13 protein-coding genes are annotated in these 19,984 nt (G+C 73.3%); 7 read left to right on the forward strand and 6 right to left on the reverse strand.

Annotation, left to right across the window (positions count from 1 at the left end; translation table 11 throughout):
* Positions 1–87 precede the first annotated feature (87 nt).
* Positions 88–888, reverse strand: a complete 801-nt coding sequence (locus ACQ9ZG_RS00485) for a crotonase/enoyl-CoA hydratase family protein (protein ID WP_099220325.1) — start codon at positions 886–888, stop codon at positions 88–90.
* Positions 889–1,054: 166 nt separating this feature from the next.
* Here ACQ9ZG_RS00485 and ACQ9ZG_RS00490 point away from each other — a divergent pair, with 166 nt between their 5' ends.
* A complete protein-coding gene (locus tag ACQ9ZG_RS00490) occupies positions 1,055–2,674 on the forward strand; it encodes an acyl-CoA synthetase (RefSeq protein ID WP_109915241.1) in 1,620 nt (539 codons plus the stop codon).
* Positions 2,675–2,758: 84 nt separating this feature from the next.
* Here the strand turns inward: ACQ9ZG_RS00490 and ACQ9ZG_RS00495 are convergent, their stop codons facing one another.
* Entirely contained in the window at positions 2,759–4,279 is a 1,521-nt protein-coding gene (locus ACQ9ZG_RS00495; RefSeq protein WP_499279616.1) for an alpha/beta fold hydrolase, read from the reverse strand.
* Between the two features lie 212 nt (positions 4,280–4,491).
* Here ACQ9ZG_RS00495 and paaK point away from each other — a divergent pair, with 212 nt between their 5' ends.
* The 4 genes from paaK to ACQ9ZG_RS00515 all read left to right on the forward strand — a co-directional run bounded on the left by paaK (position 4,492) and on the right by ACQ9ZG_RS00515 (position 8,447).
* On the forward strand, positions 4,492–5,787 hold the full coding sequence (gene paaK / locus ACQ9ZG_RS00500) for a phenylacetate--CoA ligase PaaK (protein ID WP_109914562.1): 1,296 nt from the start codon (positions 4,492–4,494) through the stop codon (positions 5,785–5,787).
* Positions 5,788–5,911: 124 nt separating this feature from the next.
* Positions 5,912–6,802 carry an ABC transporter substrate-binding protein gene (locus tag ACQ9ZG_RS00505; RefSeq protein WP_109914563.1) on the forward strand — a complete coding sequence of 297 codons (891 nt, stop codon included), beginning with the start codon at positions 5,912–5,914 and terminating at the stop codon, positions 6,800–6,802.
* Positions 6,799–7,683: an amino acid ABC transporter permease gene (locus tag ACQ9ZG_RS00510; RefSeq protein ID WP_109914564.1), complete on the forward strand. Its 885-nt coding sequence runs from the start codon at positions 6,799–6,801 to the stop codon at positions 7,681–7,683. The genes ACQ9ZG_RS00505 and ACQ9ZG_RS00510 overlap by 4 nt, the downstream gene beginning before the upstream one ends.
* Positions 7,680–8,447, forward strand: coding sequence for an amino acid ABC transporter ATP-binding protein (locus ACQ9ZG_RS00515; RefSeq protein WP_109914565.1), 768 nt, complete (start codon positions 7,680–7,682; stop codon positions 8,445–8,447). Before ACQ9ZG_RS00510 ends, ACQ9ZG_RS00515 begins: the two co-directional genes overlap by 4 nt.
* Before the next feature lie 37 nt (positions 8,448–8,484).
* Here ACQ9ZG_RS00515 and ACQ9ZG_RS00520 read toward each other — a convergent pair whose 3' ends face one another.
* Positions 8,485–9,984 carry an acyl-CoA synthetase gene (locus ACQ9ZG_RS00520; protein WP_109914566.1) on the reverse strand — a complete coding sequence of 500 codons (1,500 nt, stop codon included), beginning with the start codon at positions 9,982–9,984 and terminating at the stop codon, positions 8,485–8,487.
* A gap of 274 nt (positions 9,985–10,258) precedes the next feature.
* Here ACQ9ZG_RS00520 and ACQ9ZG_RS00525 point away from each other — a divergent pair, with 274 nt between their 5' ends.
* On the forward strand, positions 10,259–12,679 hold the full coding sequence (locus ACQ9ZG_RS00525) for a penicillin acylase family protein (protein ID WP_499279620.1): 2,421 nt from the start codon (positions 10,259–10,261) through the stop codon (positions 12,677–12,679).
* A gap of 61 nt (positions 12,680–12,740) precedes the next feature.
* On the opposite strand, the gene ACQ9ZG_RS00530 is transcribed toward ACQ9ZG_RS00525, so the two are convergent.
* Entirely contained in the window at positions 12,741–14,291 is a 1,551-nt protein-coding gene (locus tag ACQ9ZG_RS00530) for an acyl-CoA synthetase (protein WP_109916862.1), read from the reverse strand.
* Positions 14,288–15,397, reverse strand: coding sequence for an NAD(P)H-dependent flavin oxidoreductase (locus ACQ9ZG_RS00535; RefSeq protein ID WP_109916863.1), 1,110 nt, complete (start codon positions 15,395–15,397; stop codon positions 14,288–14,290). The genes ACQ9ZG_RS00530 and ACQ9ZG_RS00535 overlap by 4 nt, the downstream gene beginning before the upstream one ends.
* Before the next feature lie 226 nt (positions 15,398–15,623).
* Between ACQ9ZG_RS00535 and ACQ9ZG_RS00540 the strand changes: the two genes are divergently transcribed.
* Positions 15,624–17,630 carry a serine hydrolase domain-containing protein gene (locus ACQ9ZG_RS00540; protein WP_499279622.1) on the forward strand — a complete coding sequence of 669 codons (2,007 nt, stop codon included), beginning with the start codon at positions 15,624–15,626 and terminating at the stop codon, positions 17,628–17,630.
* Positions 17,631–17,877: 247 nt separating this feature from the next.
* On the opposite strand, the gene ACQ9ZG_RS00545 is transcribed toward ACQ9ZG_RS00540, so the two are convergent.
* The gene (locus tag ACQ9ZG_RS00545; protein ID WP_109914366.1) at positions 17,878–19,476 is read right to left on the reverse strand and encodes a phytoene desaturase family protein; all 1,599 of its coding nucleotides are present in this window, start codon (positions 19,474–19,476) and stop codon (positions 17,878–17,880) included.
* Between the last annotated feature and the right edge of the window lie 508 nt (positions 19,477–19,984).

Consider the following 19,984-nt stretch of genomic DNA (forward strand, 5'->3'; position numbering starts at 1 on the left):
CTCTCCTAGGCTCGGGAATCAGAACTCCGGTCTCCGGGCCCGGGGTTCAGGACCCGGGGCGTGGGGTTCAGGACTCGGGGCGCGGGCTCAGGCGCGGCGGTAGACGGGCGGGCGCTTCTCGGCGAAGGCGCGGGCGCCCTCCTTGGCGTCCTCGGTGGCGAACACGGGCCAGCCGCGCTTGAGTTCGGCGGCCAGCGCCTCGCTCTCGGTCAGCTCGGCGCCCTCGTAGACCGAGGCCTTGACGGCCTCCACGGCGAGCGGGCCGCAGGCGTTGATCCGTTCGGCGACGGCTAGGGCCTCATCGCGGGCGGCGCCGTCGGGCACGACGCGTCCGACGAGGCCGATCGCGGCGGCCTCGTCGGCGGTGTACGGGCGGCCGGTGAGGAGCATTTCGAGGGCGTGGGTACGGGGGATCTGGCGGGGCAGCCGGACGGTGGAGCCGCCGATCGGGAAGAGGCCGCGCCGGACCTCGAAGAGCCCGAAGGTGGCGCCCGCCCCGGCGATGCGGATATCCGTTCCCTGGAGGATCTCGGTGCCGCCGGCGACACAGGGGCCCTCCACGGCGGCGATCACCGGTTTGCGCGGGCGGTGGTGGCGCAGCATCGCCTTCCAGTGCAGGTCCGGGTCGGCGGCCATCCGGTCGCGGTACTCCTGCCCCGCCATGCCGTCGCCCGCCAGCGCCTTGAGGTCCATGCCGGAGCAGAACGCGCCGCCCGCGCCGGTGAGGACGATCGAGCGGATCCGGTCGTCGGCGTCGGCCGCGAGCCAGCCGTCGTGGAGGCCGACGAGCATCGGCAGCGACAACGCGTTCCTGGCCTCCGGCCTGTTCAGGGTGAGCACCAGCGTGGCGCCCTCACGCTCCACGGTCAGGTGTTCCGTTCCGCCCATGACGAACTCCCCTCTGCGGACCTGGAACAGGTTGCAGGAGGCGGCTCCACAGTTCAATAGTTTTCTGACTGTCAGTCAGATTCCTTCGGCGCCGCCCCTTCCCACTTGTGCCGACCGGCGCTCTAATGACGGCCGAGTCGCCAGTCATCCGGGGTCAGGAGGAACGGTGGAGTACAACCTTGCCGACCTGTTCGAGTCGGTCGTGGACGTGGTCCCCGACCGAGAGGCGCTCCTGTACGTCGACCATCCCGGCACGGGCGCCGAACGGCGTCTCACCTACCTCCAACTGGACGCGGCCGCCAACCGGATCGCGCATCACCTCATCGGCGCGGGCCTGCGCCCGGGCGAACACCTGGGCCTGCACCTGTACAACGGGATCGAGTACCTCCAGACGGTCCTGGGAGCGCTCAAGGCCCGCCTGGTGCCGGTGAACGTCAACTACCGCTACGTCGAGGAGGAACTGGTCTACCTGTACCGGGACGCGGATCTGGCCGGGCTGGTCTTCGACGGCGAGTTCGACGAGCGGGTGGCGGCGGCGTCCACGCAGGCCCCGGCGCTGCGCCATCTGGTCCGGGTAGGGTCCACCGAGGCATCCGTGACCCTGGGGGCGGTGCCCTTCACCGAGGCCGAGGCCTCCGGCTCGCCGTCACGCGGATTCGAACCCCGCTCCGCCGAGGACCAGTTCATCATCTACACCGGCGGCACGACCGGTATGCCGAAGGGGGTGATGTGGCGTCAGGAGGATCTGTTCTTCTCGGGCCTCGGCGGTGGCGCGCCGACGGGGGAGCCGGTGAAGAGCCCGCAGGAGCTGGCCGAGCGGGTGGCGGCGGGCGGCGACGGCATCACCTTCTTCCCCACTCCCCCGCTGATGCACGGCACCTCGACGCTCACCGCGTTCATCGGCTTCAACTTCGGCCAGCGGGTGGTCGTACACCGCAAGTTCGCGCCGGAGGAGGTGCTGAGGACGATCGAGAGGGAGAAGGTCACCAGCGTCTCCCTGGTGGGGGACGCGATGCTGCGTCCGCTGATCGACGCCCTCGACGGACCGATGCGGGGGACGGACTGTTCGTCGCTGTTCTCCGTCTCCAGCTCCGGGGCGATCATGTCGGACTCGGTGCGGGCCGAGTTCCAGGCGCTGGTGCCGACGGTGATGCTGCTCAACAACTTCGGCTCCTCCGAGTCCGGCTTCAACGGCACGGCGACCGCCGACTCCGGCCCCGAGCGCGGCTTCCGGGTCCAGGTCAACGCCCGTACGGCGGTGGTCGACCCGGTGACGTACGAGCCGGTGGCCCCGGGCGAGGTCGGCCGCATCGCGCAGCGGGGCCACGTACCGCTCGGCTACTACAACGACCCGGCCAAGACCGCCGACACCTTCTTCCACAAGGACGGCGAACGGTGGGTGCTGCTGGGCGACATGGCGACCGTGGACGCGGACGGCATCGTCACCGTGCTCGGCCGGGGCTCGCAGTGCATCAACACCGGCGGCGAGAAGGTCTATCCGGAGGAGGTCGAGCAGGCGCTCAAGTCCCACCCGGACGTGTACGACGCACTCGTGGCGGGCGTCCCCGACGCACGCTGGGGCAGCAGGGTCGCGGCCGTCCTCGAACTCCGCCAGGGAGCGGCGGCGTTGGACCTGGCCGCGGTCCAGGCCCACTGCCGGACCAGGCTCGCCGGGTACAAGATCCCGCGCGCCCTGGTCCTGGCCGACCGGATCCGGCGCTCCCCGAGCGGCAAGGCGGACTACCGCTGGGCCAAGGCGGTGGCGGCAGCCGGGGCGGACGGCTGAGGGGCGCCGCCCGCCAGGGCTGTGCCGTCAGGCCCCCGCACGGATACGGCGTCCGGGTGGCCGGGGTGGAGCCGAGCAGCGCGGTCACCCCAGGCCGAACGACCGGAGCGCGGCGAGGAACTCCTCCGGACGGGCGGTGTGGACGAGGTGGCCCGCCTCGATGGTGACGAACTCGGCGTCGGGGACGGTGTCGGCCATGCGGGCCAGCTGGGCCTGGTCGATGTGGCTCGTCGTACCGCCGCCGATGACCAGCGTCGGGGCGGTGATCTCCGCCAGCCGTTCGCGGGCCGCCGGGTCCGGGGCGTTCAGCTGGGCGTCGGTGTGCGGGACGACGGGCCAGTCGAAGTCCAGCTCGCCTCCGGGGTGTTCGGCGGCCGGGCGGGGCGGGTCGAGCGGGAGGAGCGGTGGGGCGTCCTCGATGACGAGACGGCCGATGAGGCCCGGTTCGCGCTGGGCGAGGAGGTAGGCGGCCACCCCGCCCATGGAGTGCCCCACGACGGTGGCGCCGGGCAGGTTGCGGGCCTCCAGGAAGGCGTGCAGGTCGTCGCGGAACAGCTCGAAGGAGTAGTGGCCGGGCCAGTCGCTGAGCCCGTGGCCCCGGAAGTCGGGGGCGTACACACGGTGGTCGGCGGCCAGCTCCCCGGCGATCCGCGTCCAGGTGAGGGAGGAGCCTCCCCGGCCGTGGAGGAGGACGACCGGCGGGGCGGCGGGGTCGCCCCACACCCGGTAGGCGAGCCGGACCCCGCCCGCAGACACGCTCCGGACCTCCCCGTCGAGGAAGGCCGTGACCGTACGGGAGAAGGCGCCCGGGTCGTCCAGCCACGGGAAGTGCCCCGCGCCCCTCTGGACGGTGAACTCGCCGTACGGGAAGAGCGCGGCCAGCTCCGCCGCCCGGTCCGGGCTCGGGTGGCCGTCCAGCTCGCCGGCGAGGACGAGGACCGGCGCGGTCAGTCGGCGCAGGGCCGGGACGGTGGCGGCGGGGTCGTACGCGCCGTCGTCGTACCGGCCGCGCGCCTCCGCGTTGGTCTGCCCCGCGGAGGCGGCGGCGTGGGCCTTCGCGGCCGCGTCCCAGCGGCCGTAGGTGAGCGGCCGGACGGCGGGCCACAGCTCGGCGAAGGGGCCGCCCGCGAGCAGCGCCTCCTGGGCGGCCCGGGCCTCGGCGTACCAGGGTTCGCCGCTGCGCAGCCGGGCCGCGTCGCGCAGGTCCTGGTGGGTGACGGGGATGCCGGCGGCCTGGGTGGAGGGGGTGATCAGGGTGAGGGTGCGCAGCCGCTCCGGGTGCCGGGCCGCGTACAGCTGGGCCAGGTTCGCGCCCGCCGAGTGGGCCAGCAGGTCGATCCGGTCCAGGCCGAGGTGTTCGCGCAGCGCCTCCACGTCGTCGACGAGCCGGTCGCACCGGTAGGTGGCGGGGTCGCCGGGTGCGGCGGAGTCGCCCGTGCCGCGCAGGTCGAGCAGGACCAGCTGCCGCGCGGCACCGAGCCCGCCCAGCTCCCCGAGGCAGGCGCTCGCCCGCATCGGCCCGCCGGGCAGGCAGATCAGCGGCTCGCCCTCCCCCACCAGGTGGTAGGCGAGCCGGGTGGTGTCGTACGCGGAGAAGTTCGGCATACCGCCCATCCGAACAGGGGCACGGCGTCGCGCGCAACGTACTTCGCCACGAGCCGGTCCGCGGATCCCGGTGCCGGGGCGTCGGGGAGCGGAGCCCGGCCCGCGGGGATGATCCGTGCGCCGCTCTTGCCAGCGCCCCCGGCCTCCTGAATTACTGCTCCCAGGAAGATCGACCGAATGATCGGTCGCCCGGTTCGGGAGGAAGGGCCCTGATGACAGCCATGCTGGACGCGGCGGAGCAGCTCGGACGCGCGGAGCTGGAGGCCCTCCAGCTGGAACGGCTCCGCACCACCCTGCGCCACGCCTACGGGAACGTCCCCTTCTACCGGGCCGCCTTCGACGGGGCGGGGCTGCGGCCGGAGGACTGCCGTACGCTCGCCGACCTCGCCCGTTTCCCCTTCACCACCAAGGCCGATCTCCGCGACAACTACCCCTTCGGGATGTTCGCCGTGCCGGAGGCGGACGTCCGGCGCATCCACGCCTCCAGCGGGACGACCGGGCGCCCGACCGTGGTCGGCTACACCGAACGGGACCTGGACACCTGGGCCGACGTGGTCGCCCGGTCGATCAGGGCGGCGGGCGGCAGGCCCGGCCACAAGGTCCATGTGGCGTACGGCTACGGGCTGTTCACCGGCGGGCTCGGCGCGCACTACGGGGCCGAACGGCTCGGCTGCACGGTCATCCCCGCCTCCGGCGGGATGACGGCCCGCCAGGTGCGGCTGATCCAGGACTTCCGGCCCGAGATCATCATGGTGACCCCCTCGTACATGCTGACGCTGCTGGACGAGTTCGAGCGGCAGGGCGTCGACCCCCGGACGACCTCGCTCAAGGTGGGGATCTTCGGCGCGGAGCCGTGGACCGAGGCGATGCGGCGGGAGATCGAGGACCGGTTCGCGATCGACGCGGTCGACATCTACGGGCTCTCCGAGGTGATGGGCCCCGGGGTGGCGCAGGAGTGCGTGGAGACGAAGGACGGGCTGCACATCTGGGAGGACCACTTCTACCCGGAGGTGGTGGACCCGTTCACCGGTGAGGTGCTGCCCGACGGGGCGGAGGGGGAGCTGGTCTTCACCTCGTTGACCAAGGAGGCGATGCCCGTGGTCCGCTACCGCACCCGGGACCTGACGCGGCTGCTGCCGGGGACGGCCCGGACGTTCCGGCGGATGGAGAAGGTGACCGGGCGCAGCGACGACATGGTGATCCTGCGCGGGGTGAACCTGTTCCCGACCCAGATCGAGGAGATCGTGCTCCGTACGCCCGGCGTCGCCCCGCACTTCCAGCTGCGGCTGACCCGGCACGGGCGGCTGGACGCGCTGACGGTCCTCGCGGAGGCCCGGCCGGACGCGACCGCCGGCGATCGGGAGCAGGCGGCCCGGGCCATCACGGCAGGGGTGAAGGACGGCGTCGGGGTGACGGTGGGCGTCGAGATCGTGGACCCGGAGTCGCTGGAGCGTTCGGTGGGCAAGATCCGGCGGATCGTGGACCTGCGGGAGACCGGGACGGAGTGACGGGGACCACCCGAAGACAGGCCTCCCACCACGGAGTTCACACGTCCGCAACACCCCTTCTCACCATGCGGACAGTTGCCGGAAAATCTCGACAGGGAGGCCCGTGCACTGGAAGTCTCCCGCTATGCATCTCGCCGACCGTTCCCTGGCCACCGCCGCCTGCTCCGCCGCCGTCCTCCTCGCCGCCCTGACCGGCTGCGCCCCGCAGCCGGAGGCCGGGCCGCAGACGAAGGCATCGGGCCAGGCCGGCGGGACGGCCGGGGCGTGCCCGCCGGGCAAGCTCGCCACCGAGGTCCCGGGGAAGCTGACCGTGGGCACGGACAAGCCCGCGTACGCCCCCTGGTTCTCCGACGACGACCCCTCCAACGGCAAGGGGTTCGAGTCGGCCGTGGCGTACGCGGTGGCGGAGCAGCTCGGGTACGAGCGCGATGCGGTGGTCTGGCAGCACACGCCGTTCAACAGCGCGTTCGCGCCCGGCGCCAAGAAGTTCGACTTCGACATCAACCAGGTCTCCATCAACGAGGACCGCAGGAAGGCCGTCGCCTTCTCGTCGGGCTACTACGACGTGCGCCAGGCGGTCGTCGCTCTCAAGTCGTCGAAGGCCGCGAAGGCGACCAGCCTGGCCGATCTGAAGGACGTCAAGCTGGGCGCCCAAGTGGGCACCACCAGCCTGCAGTTCATCGACGACCTGGTGAAGCCGGACCAGAAGCCCGCCGTCTACCAGCGCAACGACTTCGCCAAGTCGGCGCTGAAGACCGGCCAGGTGGACGCCATCGTGGTGGACCTGCCCACCGCCTTCTACATCACGGGGGCCGAGGTGCCGGAGGCGACGGTCGTCGGACAGTTCCCCAACTCCACCGACAATCCTGAGCAGTTCGGCCTGGTGCTGGACAAGGAGTCGGCCCTCACCTCCTGTGTGAGCGGTGCGGTGGACGCCCTGCGGAAGGACGGCACCCTCGCCGCCCTGGAGAAGGAGTGGCTCTCCGACGCCGTCGACGCGCCGGTGCTCAAGTGACGCTGCACAAGACGCCGCCCGTGGTGGGCACGGACGCCTACACCCCCTCCGAGCGCAGGCTCGCCCGTGAGCGCCACCGCCGCGCCCGCACCCGGCGGGCCACGGCCATCGCCGCGACCAGCACCCTGGTGACGGGGGTGGTGCTGTACTTCCTGATCACGGGGTCACCGGGCTGGCAGCGTACGCAGGAGACGTTCTTCAGCCTCCACTACGCGCGCGAGGCGCTGCCCAAGGTCCTGGAGGGCCTCTGGCTCAACCTGCGGCTGCTGCTGATGTGCGGTTCCGCCGTGCTGGCGCTCGGGCTGCTGCTGGCCGTGGCCCGTACGCTGCGCGGCCCGGTGTTCTTCCCGATCCGGGCGCTGGCCACCGCCTACACGGACTTCTTCCGTGGACTGCCCCTGATCATCTGCCTGTTGATGGTGGTCTTCGGGGTGCCCGCGCTGCGCCTGGAGGGGGTGACCAACGACCCGGTCCTGCTGGGCGGCGCGGCGCTCGTGCTGACCTACTCGGCGTACGTGGCGGAGGTCTTCCGGGCCGGCATCGAGTCCGTGCACCCCTCGCAGCGGGCCGCCGCCCGGTCGCTGGGGCTGAGCAGCGGCAGGACCCTGCGGTTCGTGGTGCTGCCCCAGGCGGTACGCCGGGTGGTGCCGCCGCTCCTCAACGACCTGGTCTCCCTCCAGAAGGACACCGGTCTCGTCTCGATCGCCGGTGCGGTCGACGCCGTGTACGCGGCGCAGATCATCGCCAGCAAGGACTTCAACTACACCCCGTACGTGGTGGCGGGGCTGGTCTTCGTCGCCCTGACCATCCCGATGACCCGGCTCACCGACTGGGTGACGGCCCGGATGGACCGGCGGCGGGCGCAGGGAGGACTCGTATGAGCACGGCAGCCGTCCCCGGAGGCCCGGTGCTGCGGATGGAGGAGGTCCGCAAGTCGTTCGGTACGTCGCTGGTGCTGCGGGACGTGGACCTGGAGGTGGCCCCGCACACGGTGACCGCGCTGATCGGCGCCTCGGGGTCCGGGAAGTCCACGCTGCTGCGGTGCGCCAACCTCCTGGAGGAGGTGGACGACGGGGCGATCTGGCTGGACGGCGAGGAGATCACCGACCCCCGGGCCGACGCGGACGCGGTGCGCCGCCGGATCGGGGTGGTCTTCCAGGCGTACAACCTCTTCCCGCACCTCACCGTCCTGCAGAACATCACCCTCGCCCCGCGGCGCGTCCACGGCCTCTCCCGCGCCGACGCCGAGGCGCAGGCGCGCGAACTGCTGGACCGGCTGGGGCTCGGGGCCAAGGCCGACGAGTACCCGGACCGGCTCAGCGGAGGCCAGCAGCAACGTACGGCCATCGTGCGGGCGTTGGCGGTACGGCCCCGGCTGCTGCTCCTGGACGAGATCACCGCCGCCCTCGATCCCGAGCTGGTGGGCGAGGTGCTGAACCTGGTCCGCGAGGTGAAGGACGAGGGCATGACGATGGTGATCGCCACCCATGAGATGGCCTTCGCCCGCGAGGTGGCCGACCAGGTCTGCTTCCTGGACGCGGGCGTGGTGCTGGAGCGCGGCACCCCGCAGGAGGTGTTCGGCGCGCCCCGGGAGGAGCGGACGCAGAGGTTCCTGCGGCGGATCGTGGAGGCGGGGCGGCTGTAGAAGCGGGGCTCGGGGACGGCCGGGCGGGGTGACGCCCTCAGGCCAGGCGGTCCCGCAGCTCGCGTTTGAGGATCTTCCCGCTGGCGTTGCGGGGCAGCTCCGCCACGAAGACGACCCGCTTGGGTGTCTTGAAGGGGGCGAGCTTCTCGCGTGCGTGGGCGATGAGTTCGGCGTCGCTCGCCTCTCCGCGCAGGACCACGACGGCGGTGACGGCCTCGATCCAGCGCTCGTCGGGCAGGCCGACGACCGCCGCCTCGGCGACGGCCGGGTGGGTGTAGAGGGCGTCCTCCACCTGGCGGGAGGCGACGAGGACACCGCCGGAGTTGATGACGTCCTTCACCCGGTCGACGACGGTGAAGTAGCCCTCGGCGTCCCGGACCGCCAGGTCGCCCGAGCGGAACCAGCCGTCGCGGAAGGCCTCCGCCGTCTCCTCGGGCTTGTCCCAGTAGCCGGTGCAGAGCTGGGGCGAGCGGTAGACCACCTCGCCCGCCGTGCCGTCGGGGACCTCGCGGCCCTCCTCGTCGACTACCCGGGCCTCCACGAAGAGGACGGGCCGGCCGCAGGACTCCATCCGCCCCTCGTGCTCGTCGGGTCCGAGGACGGTGGCGAGGGGGCCGATCTCGCTCTGGCCGAAGCAGTTGTAGAAGGCCAGGCGGGGCAGGCGGGCGCGGAGCCGTTCCAGGACGGGCACGGGCATGATCGACGCCCCGTAGTACGCCTTGCGGAGGGCGGAGAGGTCGCGGGCGGCGAAGTCGGGGTGGTTGGAGAGGCCGATCCAGACGGTGGGCGGGGCGAACAGGCTGTCGGCCAGCCCCGCTTCGACCAGGTCGAAGATCCGGCCGGCGTCCGGCCCGTCCAGGATGGTGTTCTCCGCGCCGACCGCCAGGTACGGCAGCAGGAAGACGTGCATCTGGGCGGAGTGGTAGAGCGGCAGCGAGTGCACGGGCCGGTCCCCCGACGCCAGGCCGAGGGCGGTGATCGCGCTGACGTACTCGTGGACCAGGGCCCCGTGCGTCATCATCGCGCCCTTGGGGAGCGCCGTGGTCCCGGAGGTGTAGAGCAGCTGTACCAGGTCGCCGGAGCCGGGGGCCCGCTCGGGGGTGAAGGGCCGTTCGGTGTCCAGGGCGTCGAGGAGCGAGCCCTGGGCATCCCGCAGGGCCCGTACCGGACGGCCCGCAGGGATGCGGTCCGCGAGGTCCGGGTCGGTGAGGACGAGGGCGGAACCGGACTGGTCCAGGAGGTAGGCCAGGTCGTCGCCGGTGAGGTTCTGGTTGACCGGCACATGGATGAGCCCGGCCCGCGCGCAGGCGAGGAAGGCGATCAGATAGGCGTCGGAGTTGTGGGCGTACGAGGCCACCCGGTCGCCGGGGTGCAGGTCGTGATCGCCCGTCAGGACGGCGGCCGCGGTGGAGACCGCCGCGTCGAGTGCGCCGTAGGTCCAGGCCCGGTCGGCGTACCGCACGGCGGTCCGTTCCGGGGTGCGGCGGGCGCTGCGGGTGAGGACTCCGTCGACTGTGCTGCTGCGTACACCGGTCATGGCGTGATCCTGTGCGGCCGGGCCCGGCGGGTCAAGGGGCCGTCGGGGAGTGTCGGGGCAGGTGCGGGGAGCGTCTCGGGCCGGAGGGCGGCGGGCGGGGCGTTTGGGGGATGGAGAACCACGGCGGGCCGGGGCGGAGGGGGCGGGGCGCCCGGGCGGCCGGATACCGACCAGCCGGTTGACAGGGGGCGCGGCGCCCTGGCTGAGTTGCGCGTGGCTGCCCGGCGGTCCGGGCGAACCACCTTGGCCACCAGCTGTGTTGGGAGGAACACCCTTGACCTTCCGTAACCGCCTCAGACTGTTCGCGGTCTCCGGTCTCGCCCTGTTCACCGTGTCGGCGTCGCTGCCGCCGGCCGCCGCCTCCGGGGCGCCGGAGGCCCGCCATCCGAAGGGCGGCGGCCTCTCCGCCACCATCCGGTACACGGAGTACGGCATTCCGCACATCGTGGCGAAGGACTACGCGAACCTGGGCTTCGGCACCGGCTGGGCGCAGGCCGCCGACCAGGTCTGCACGCTGGCGGACGGGTTCGTCACGGTACGCGGCGAGCGGTCGAAGTTCTTCGGCCCGGACGCCGCTCCGGACTTCTCCCTCTCCTCGGCGGCGAAGAACCTCTCCAGCGATCTGTACTTCCGGGGCGTCCGGGACAGCGGCACCGTGGAGAAGCTGCTCAAGGTCCCGGCCCCCGCGGGTCCGAGCCGGGACGCCAAGGAGTCGATGCGCGGATTCGCCGCCGGGTACAACGCCTGGCTCCGCCAGAACCGCCACCGCATCACCGATCCCGCCTGCCGGGGCGCCTCCTGGGTGCGCCCGGTCGCCGCGCTGGACGTGGCGGTACGGGGCTTCGCCCTGGCCGTGCTCGGCGGCCAGGGGCGCGGCATCGACGGCATCACCGCCGCCCGGCCCCCGACGGCCGCACCGCCCGCCGCCGGGGTCACCCCCAAGGAGGCGGCAGCGGCGGCCCGGCGCCTCCTGTCCACGCAGAACGCCGACATGGGCTCCAACGCGGTCGCTTTCCGGGGGTCCACCACGGCGAACGGGCGCGGGCTGCTCCTCGGCAACCCGCACTACCCGTGGGACGGCGGACGCCGCTTCTGGCAGTCGCAGCAGACGATCCCGGGCGAGCTGAACGTGGCGGGCGGATCCCTGCTCGGTTCGACGACCATCTCGATCGGGCACAACGCGGACGTGGCGTGGAGCCACACGGTGGCGACCGGCGTCACGCTGAATCTGCACCAGCTGACCCTGGATCCGGCCGACCCCACGGTCTATCTGGTGGACGGGAAGCCGCAGCGGATGACGCAGCGCACGGTGACCGTGCCGGTGAAGGACGCCGCCCCGGTCACCCGGACCCAGTGGTGGACCCGGTACGGCCCGGTGGTCACCTCGCTGGGGGCGGCGCTGCCGCTGCCCTGGACGGCGAGCACCGCGTACGCGCTGAACGACCCGAACGCGGTGAACCTGCGCAGCGCCGACACCTCGCTCGGCTTCAGCAGGGCGCGCTCCACCGCCGGGATCGAGTGGGCGCTCCACCGTTCCCAGGGGCTGCCCTGGGTGAACACGATCGCCGCCGACCGGTCGGGTAACTCCTTCTTCTCCCAGTCGCAGGTGCTGCCGAGGATCACGGACGAGCTGGCGGCACGCTGCTCGACCCCGCTGGGCCGGGCCACCTACCCGTCGGCCGGGCTCGCGGTGCTGGACGGGTCGAAGGCGTCGTGCGCGCTCGGCCGTGACCGGGACGCGGTGCAGCCGGGGATCTTCGGGCCGGGCCGGATGCCGACGCTGAAGAACACCCCGTACGTCGAGAACTCCAACGACAGCGCCTGGCTGACCAACGCCGACCGGCCGCTGACCGGCTACGAGCGGGTCTTCGGCACCACCGCCACCCAGCGGTCCGTCCGGACCCGGGGGGCGATCGAGGACGTCGCGGCGATGGCGGAGCGCGGGCGGCTGCGCGTCGCGGACCTGGAGCGCCAGCAGTTCGCCGACCGGGCGCCGACCGGGGACCTGGTCGCGGCCGACGTGGCGAAGTGGTGCGCCGCCCTGCCCGGCGGGACCGCCGTGGGCAGCAACGGTACGGCGGTCGACGTGTCGGCGGCCTGCCCGGTGCTGCGGCGGTGGGACCGGAGCGTGGACAGCGACAGCCGGGGCGCGCTGCTCTTCGACCGGTTCTGGCGCAAGGCGGCGGCGGTGCCCGCGGCCGAACTGTGGAAGGTGCCGTTCGACGCGGCCGACCCGGTCCGTACCCCGCGCGGCCTGAACACCGCCGCACCGGGCGTGAGCAAGGCTCTGGCCGACGCGGTGGCAGAACTCCGGGCGGCAGGCATCGCGCTCGACGCGCCTCTGGGTGAGCACCAGTTCGTCGTACGGAACGGGAAGCGCATCCCGGTCGGCGGCGGTACGGAGTCGCTCGGCGTCTGGAACAAGATCGAGCCGGTGTGGAACCCGGCGGCGGGCGGTTACGCCGAGGTGTCGGCCGGTTCCAGCTACATCCAGGCGGTCGGCTGGGACAGCAGCCGGTGCCCGGTGGCCCGGACGCTGCTCACGTACTCCCAGTCCTCGAACCCGAACTCGCCGCACCACAGCGACCAGACACGGCTGTTCTCGGGTGAGCGCTGGGTGACGTCCCGGTTCTGCGAGAAGGACATCGCCCGCTCGCCGCAGCTGAAGGTGGTGCGGGTGCACGAGCGCCGGTAGAGGGCGCAGAGGGGGAGTCGATCCGGGTCCGCGAGGGGGTGTCGCTCGCGGACCCGGCGCTCTACAGGGGGCGTGGGCGCCCCTCCCAGTAGGGTTCCCTCAGCCGCCGCTTGTAGAGCTTGCCGTTGGGGTCGCGGGGCATCGCGGCGATGAAGTCGACGGACCGGGGGCGTTTGTAGCCGGCGAGCCGCTCCTCGCAGTGGGCGAGGATCTCGGCGGCGAGCGCGTCCCCCGGCTCGTACCCCTCGGCCGGTTCGACGACCGCCTTGACCTCCTCGCCCCGGTCGACGTGCGGGATGCCGAAGGCGGCGGCGTCCGCGACGGCGGGGTGGGTGAGCAGGGCGGACTCGATCTCGGCGGGGTAGATGTTCACGCCACCCGCGATGATCATGTCGATCTTGCGGTCGCGGAGGAAGAGGTAGCCGTCCGCGTCCAGCACACCGAGGTCGCCGACGGTGAAGAAGTCGCCGATGCGGTTCTTGCGGGTCTTGGTCTCGTCCTTGTGATAGCTGAAGCCGCCGGTGCTCATCCTCATGTAGACGGTGCCGAGTTGGCCGGCCGGCAGCCGGTTCCCGTCGTCGTCGAGGACGGCGAGTTCGCTGATCGGCCAGGCCTTGCCGACGGTGCCGGGCTTCTTCAGCCAGTCCTCGGCGGTGGCGAAGGCGCCGCCGCCCTCGCTGGCCGCGTAGTACTCCTCGACGCAGCTCCCCCACCAGTCGATCATGGCGCGTTTCACATGGTCGGGGCAGGGCGCGGCCCCGTGGATGGCGTGGCGCATCGAGGAGACGTCGTAACGGGCCTTCACCTCGTCGGGCAGCGCGAGCAGCCGGTGGAACTGGGTCGGGACCATGTGCGTGTGGGTGCAGCGGTGGGTGGCGATGAGGCGGAGCATCTCCTCGGGCGCCCAGCCGTCCATGAGGACGAGCGGGTGCCCTATATGGAGAGCGGCGCTCGCGAATTGGAGCACTGCCGTGTGGTAGAGCGGTGAGCAGACCAGGTGGACGTTGCCGTCGTACGGCCGGATGCCGAAGATGCCGAGGAAGCCGCCGAGGTAGGTCTCCTCCGGGAGCCTGCCGGGCAGCGGACGGCGGATGCCGCGCGGGCGGCCGGTGGTGCCGGAGGTGTAGTTCATGACCCAGCCGAGGGTGCGGTCCTCGGGCGGGGTGGAGGGGTGGCCGTCGAGCAGGTCGGTGTACGGGCGGCAGCCGGGCACGGTGCCCACGGCGTAGCGGTGGCTCTCCGGGAGCCCTGCCTCGTCGGCGGCGGTGGTCGCGGCGGCCGCGAAGCGTTCGTGGGTGATGAGGACGCGGGCGCCCGAGTCGGCGACGATCCAGGCGATCTCGGGGCCGACGAGGTGGTGGTTGACCGGCACCAGGTAGAAGCCGGCCTGGGAGGCCGCGAGGTGGGCGGTGAGGAGTTCGGTGCCGTTGGGCAGGACGGCGGCGAACGCGTCCCCCGCCCGCATCCCGGCCGCCCGCAGCCCGTGGACCATCCGGTTGACGTCGGTGTGCAGGCGGCCCGCGCTCCACTCCTCGCCGTCGGGGGCGACGAGGACGGTGCGGTGGGGGTCGGCGGTGGCCTGGGCCCAGAAGCCGTTGGGGGGCGGGGTCACGTGGCGCTCCTTCCGGCGATGCGGTTGATGCGGGTGACGGCCCGTTCGAAGCCGCGCGTCAGATCGTCGACGACCTCGCGCACGCTGCGTTCGCTGGTCATCCGGCCGACGATCTGGCCGACGGGGGTGCCGAGCAGCGCCCCGACCTCGTACTTCTGGATCCGGGAGACGGCGTCGGCGACGAGCAGCCCCTGGAGGGGCATGGGGAGGGTGCCGGGCCCGGCCGGGTCGTCCCAGGCGTCGGTCCAGGCGGTACGGAGCTGGCGCGCGGGCTTCCCGGTGAGAGCGCGGGAGCGGACCGTGTCGCCGGAGCCCGCGGCGAGGAGCTTGCGGGTGAGGGCCGGTGAGTGGAGGTCGGCCTCCTCGGTGGTGAGCCAGAGGGAGCCGAGCCAGACACCCTGGGCTCCGAGGGCGAGCCCGGCGGCGATCTGCTCGCCGCTGCCGATGCCTCCGGCGGCGAGCACGGGCAGCGGGGCGACGGCCTCGACGACTTCGGGGACGAGCACCATGGAGCCGATCTCCCCGGTGTGGCCGCCCGCCTCGTACCCCTGGGCGACGACGATGTCGATACCGGCCGCCGCGTGTCTGCGGGCGTGTTCGGCGCTTCCGGCGAGGGCGGCGACGAGGACGCCCTGGCCATGGGCACGTTCGACGACGTCGGCGGGCGGGGAGCCGAGCGCGTTGGCCAGGAGCTTGACCGGATACTCGAAGGCCACGTCGAGCTGGCGCCGGGCGACCTCCTCCATCCAGCCGGTGATGCGCCAGCCGCTCGTCTCGCCCTCGGGGAGTTCGGGCACGCCGTGGCGGTCCAGCAGTTCGCGGACGAAGCCCCGGTGCGCGTCGGGGATCATCGCCTCGACATCGGCCTCGGTGACGCCCTCGACCTTCCTCGCCGGCATGACGACGTCGAGCCCGTACGGCCTGCCGTCGGCGAGCTTGTCCAGCCGGTCGAGGTCACGGGCCAGCTCCCGGGGGTCGGTGTAGCGGACCGCGCCGAGCACGCCGAAGCCGCCGGCTCTGCTGATGGCCGCCGCGACGGCGGGGAACGGCGTGAAACCGAAGATGGCGTGCTCGATGCCCAGTTCTCTGCTCAGCTCCGTCTCCATGGGCGGCAGGATGGCGCAGCGGGGCGGCCGAGGGAAGAGAAATTCTGATGCAGTGTCAGATTCTTTGCGGGTCCGGAGGCGTACGGGACGGCGGGGGCGACAGTAACCTCGGCGGCGGCAGGAACTTTCACTGCTCGGCGAGATTTCGGAAGTTACTTTCGCGCCGGGGCCGTGGCGCGGGCACCACCGGGCCACGACCTGCTCCGCGCACGGGAAGGAGTTGCGGATGACCGGGTACGCGGCAGAGGACGGAGAAGTCCCGGTGGACGGGGACCGGATGGAGGACACGGCCACGGCGGGGAGCGGGGTCTCGGCTGGAGCCGGGGTCGCCGGTGCCGGGGCCGGCGCCACCGGGAGCGGCATCGGCCGTCGGAGACTGGGTGGCGGGATACTGGCCCTGGGCGGCGCGCTCGCCCTGGCGCCGATCCCGTTGGCCGGGGCGGCCGAGCGGGGAGAGCGGGGCATGGGCCCGGCGGCGACGGAGGCGGGAGCGGCAACGGGCATGGCACCAGAGGCACCTCGTCCGCACCGGCCCACCCTGCGGCGCGGCAGCGCGTCCCGCGCCGGCCTGCTCCAGGGGCCGCTGGACCGACTGGTGCGCGAGGCCGAGGCGTATCTCGCGCCCTCCCCCGAGCACCCCTGGTACGCGGGGGCGGTGCTGCTCGCCGGGCGGGGCGGTACGGTCGCGCTGCACCGGCCGATCGGCCACGCGGTGCGCTATGCGGCGTACGACGAGACGACGGACACCGGGGTGGAGTTCCCTCCGGAGCAGCGGATCGCGATGGCGGAGGACACCGTCTTCGACCTGGCCTCGATCTCCAAGCTGTTCACGTCGATCCTGGCGGTGCAGCAGATCGAGCGCGGGGCGCTGGAGCTGGAGGCCGCGGTGGCCTCGTACCTCCCGGACTTCGCGGGCGGCGGCAAGCAGGGCATCACGGTCCGTCAGCTGCTGACGCACACCTCGGGTTTCCGGTCCTGGATCCCACTCTATCAGGAGCCGACCCGGGAGGGAAAGCTCCGGATGCTCTGGCGGGAGGTCCCGGCTTCCGCCCCGGGCAGCGCCTACCTCTACTCCGACCTGAACCTGATCTCGTTGCAACTGATCCTGGAGGAGATCACCGGTCGCACTCTGGATGTCCTGCTCCGCGACGAGATCACCGCTCCGCTCGGGATGCACCGCACGCGCTACAACCCGCCCGCCTCCTGGAAGCCGAAGATCGCCGCCACCGAGGATGCCCGGCTGCCCTGGTCCGGGCTGGAACGCGGCCTGGTCTGGGGCGAGGTGCACGACGAGAACGCCTACGGCTTCGACGGGGTGGCCGGGCACGCCGGGGTCTTCTCCTGCGCCTGGGACCTCGCGGTCCTCGCCCGTACGCTGCTCAACGGCGGGGTCTACGGCCGCTCCCGCATCCTCTCCGAGGACTCCGTCGACCTCCTCTTCACCGACTTCAACACCGCCTTCCCCGGCGACGAGCACGGCCTCGGCTTCGAGCTCTACCAGCACTGGTACATGGGCGCGATGGCCACCCCGCGTTCGGCGGGCCACACCGGGTTCACCGGGACCAGCCTGGTGCTCGACCCGTCGACCGACACGTTCCTGGTGGTGCTGGGCAACTCCGTCCATCCGGTACGGAGCTGGCGCTCGGGCAGCGCGCCCCGGGTGGCGATCGCCAATCAGCTGGCGCGGGCGGTGCCGGTCCGGCCGGAGCGGGGGCGTACGGCGTGGTTCTCCGGGATGGCCGGCGCGTCGACCGCCACACTGACCCTGCCCGCCCTGCGCCTGGACTCCGTACGCGCCCGGCTGGAGTGCGGCCTGTGGTGGGACACCGAACCCGGCTCCGACCGGCTGGTGCTGGAGGTGCTGGAGGCGTCGGCCGGGCAGGAGTGGCGGCCGGTGCCGTTCACCACGACGGGGCCCGAGCCGGGGCCGGGTGGCGGTCACGGGGATGCGCGGCCCGGCCACCACCGGCCGGAACCGCGGCCGCACCCGGAGGGCTGGGTGTCCGGCTGGTCGGGGCGGGTCTGGCACCGGATGGAGGCGGATCTGTCGGCGTGGCGCGGGAAGCGGGTCCGGCTCAGGTGGCGCTACACCACGGACCAGTTGTACGTGGGGCGCGGCGCGTACGTCGACGCGCTCCGGGTCCAGGACGGCGTCCGCACGGTCTTCGACGCGGACCGGCCCCGGGACGCGGGACGGATCGAGGCGACGGGCTGGGTGGTCTCGGCGGACTGAGGGGACGGGGGGCGGGGGCCGTTGAGTCGGTGCGGGGGGGCGGTGCGGCCGGGGTCCGGTGGCGGGGGCCCTGGGCGCCCGAGACCCGGCGGGGGGGGGCGAGGCCCGGTGCGCCCGAGGCCCGGCGGGAGGGCGAGACCAGGCGGGGGCGAGGCCCGGTAGGGGCAGGGCCCCGGCGGGGTCGAGTCCTCGCGGGCCCGGGCCCGCGGGGGCCGGGGCCCTGTGCGGCGGCCCCCGCGCGGCGGGCTCAGGAGGCCTCCAGCGCCGCCATCGCCGCGTTGTGGCCCGGCACTCCGCTCACGCCGCCGCCGCGCACCGCGCCCGCTCCGCAGAGCAGCACATTGGCGTGGGCGGTCTCCACTCCCCATCGCCCGACGCCCTCGTCCGCGTACGGGAAGGAGAGGTCCCGGTGGAAGATGTGGCCGCCGGGCAGCCTGAGGTCCCGTTCGAGGTCGAGCGGGGTCTTGGCCTCGATGCAGGGCTCGCCGTTCTCGTCGAGCGCCAGGCAGTCGGTGATCGGCTCCTCCAGGTGGGCGTCCAGCTCCGCGAGGGTGGCCTTCAGGAGGGCGGCTCGGGCGCCGTCGTTGTCGGCGGCGAAGAGCCGGGCCGGGGTGTGGAGGCCGAAGAGGGTCAGGGTCTGGTAGCCGCGCGCGGCGAGTTCGGGGCCGAGGATCGAGGGGTCGGTCAGCGAGTGGCAGTAGATCTCGGACGGCGGTGCGCTGGGGAGCCGGCCGGCCGCCGCCTCACGGTAGGCGTCGGCCAACTGCCCGTATCCCTCGGCGATATGGAACGTTCCGGCGAAGGCCTGCCGGGGGTCGACGGACCGGTCGCGGAGGCGCGGGAGCCGGGTGAGCAGCATGTTCACCTTGAGCTGGGCGCCCTCGGCGGGCGGGGGCGGGGTCTCTCCGAGGAGGGCGGCGAGGGCCTGCGGCGAGGCGTTGACCAGCACCCGGCGGGCGGCGACGGTGTGTTCGCCGTCGGGAGTGCGGACGGTGACCTCGGCGTGGCCGCCGTCGGTCTCGATCCGGGTCGCCTCGTGCCGTACGCGGATCTCGGCGCCCGCCGTACGGGCGGCACGGGCGAGGGCGTCGGTGAGGGCTCCCATGCCGCCGACAGGGACGTCCCAGTCGCCGGTGCCGCCGCCGATCACGTGGTAGAGGAAGCACCGGTTCTGGAGCAGCGAGGCGTCGTGGGCGTCCGCGAAGGTGCCGATCAGGGCGTCGGTGAGGACCACGCCCCGTACGAGGTCGTCGGTGAAGTTCCGCTCGACGGCCGCCCCGATGGGCTCCTCGAACAACGTCCGCCAGGCTTCCGGGTCGTCGATCCGGGCGCGGAGCGCGTCCCGGTCGGGGAGCGGCTCGGTGAGGGTGGGGAAGACCCGTTCCGCGACGCGCTGCGTCATGGCGTAGAAGCGCTGCCAGGCCGCGTACTCCTGTTCGCCGCCGGTCAGCGCGGCGAACGACTCCCGGGTGCGGTCGCCGGCGACGAGGAGGCCGGTGGGGCGTCCGTCGCGCAGCGCCGGGGTGTAGGAGGAGACGGTCCGCTTCCGTACGGCGAAGTCCAGGCCGAGGTCGCGGACGATCTTCCGCGGCAGGAGCGAGACCAGGTAGGAGTAGCGCGAGAGGCGGGCGTCGACCCCGGCGAAGGGGCGGGTCGAGATCGCCGCTCCCCCGGTGGTGTCCAGGCGTTCCAGGACGAGCACCGACTGCCCGGCGCGGGCGAGATAGGCGGCGGCGACCAGACCGTTGTGGCCGCCGCCCACGATCACGGCGTCGTAGCGGTCCCGGGCGGGCTCGTGCGGCCGGCGGGTGGACGACGGGGATGCGGACTGCTCAGGTGCGGGCATGCACCTTCGTAACACGGGCGGACGGGTCCCGACCAGGGGTGCCGGGCGCGCCGCGGCAGGAACGGGGTGTTCCGGAGGCCCGGGGCCAGCCCGGCGGCGCTGCGGTGCCCGGTGCCGGAGGCCCGCAGGGCGGCGATCCGGTGCCCGGGCGGGTCCCCGGCACCGGTGCCGGGGACCCGCCCGGTGCCGATCCGGAATCCGGGGCCGACGCGAGGCCCGAAGGCCCGCCCGGTGCCGATCCGGAGCCCGGGGCCGCCCCGGCACCGGTGCCGGGAGCCCGCCCGGGGCCAATGCGGAACCCGGGGCCGACGCGAGGCCCGGGGGCCCGCCCGGGGCCGATCCGGAACCCGGGGCCGGCGCGAGGCCCGGGGGCCCGCCCGGTGCCGATCCGGAACCCGGGGCCGACGCGAGGCCCGGGGGCCCGCCCGGTGCCGATCCGGAACCCGGGGCCGACGCGAGGCCCGGGGGCCCGCCCGGTGCCGATCCGGAACCCGGGGCCGACGCGGCA

The organism is Streptomyces araujoniae, from assembly GCF_050871195.1.
Classification (GTDB): Bacteria; Actinomycetota; Actinomycetes; order Streptomycetales; family Streptomycetaceae; genus Streptomyces; species Streptomyces bacillaris.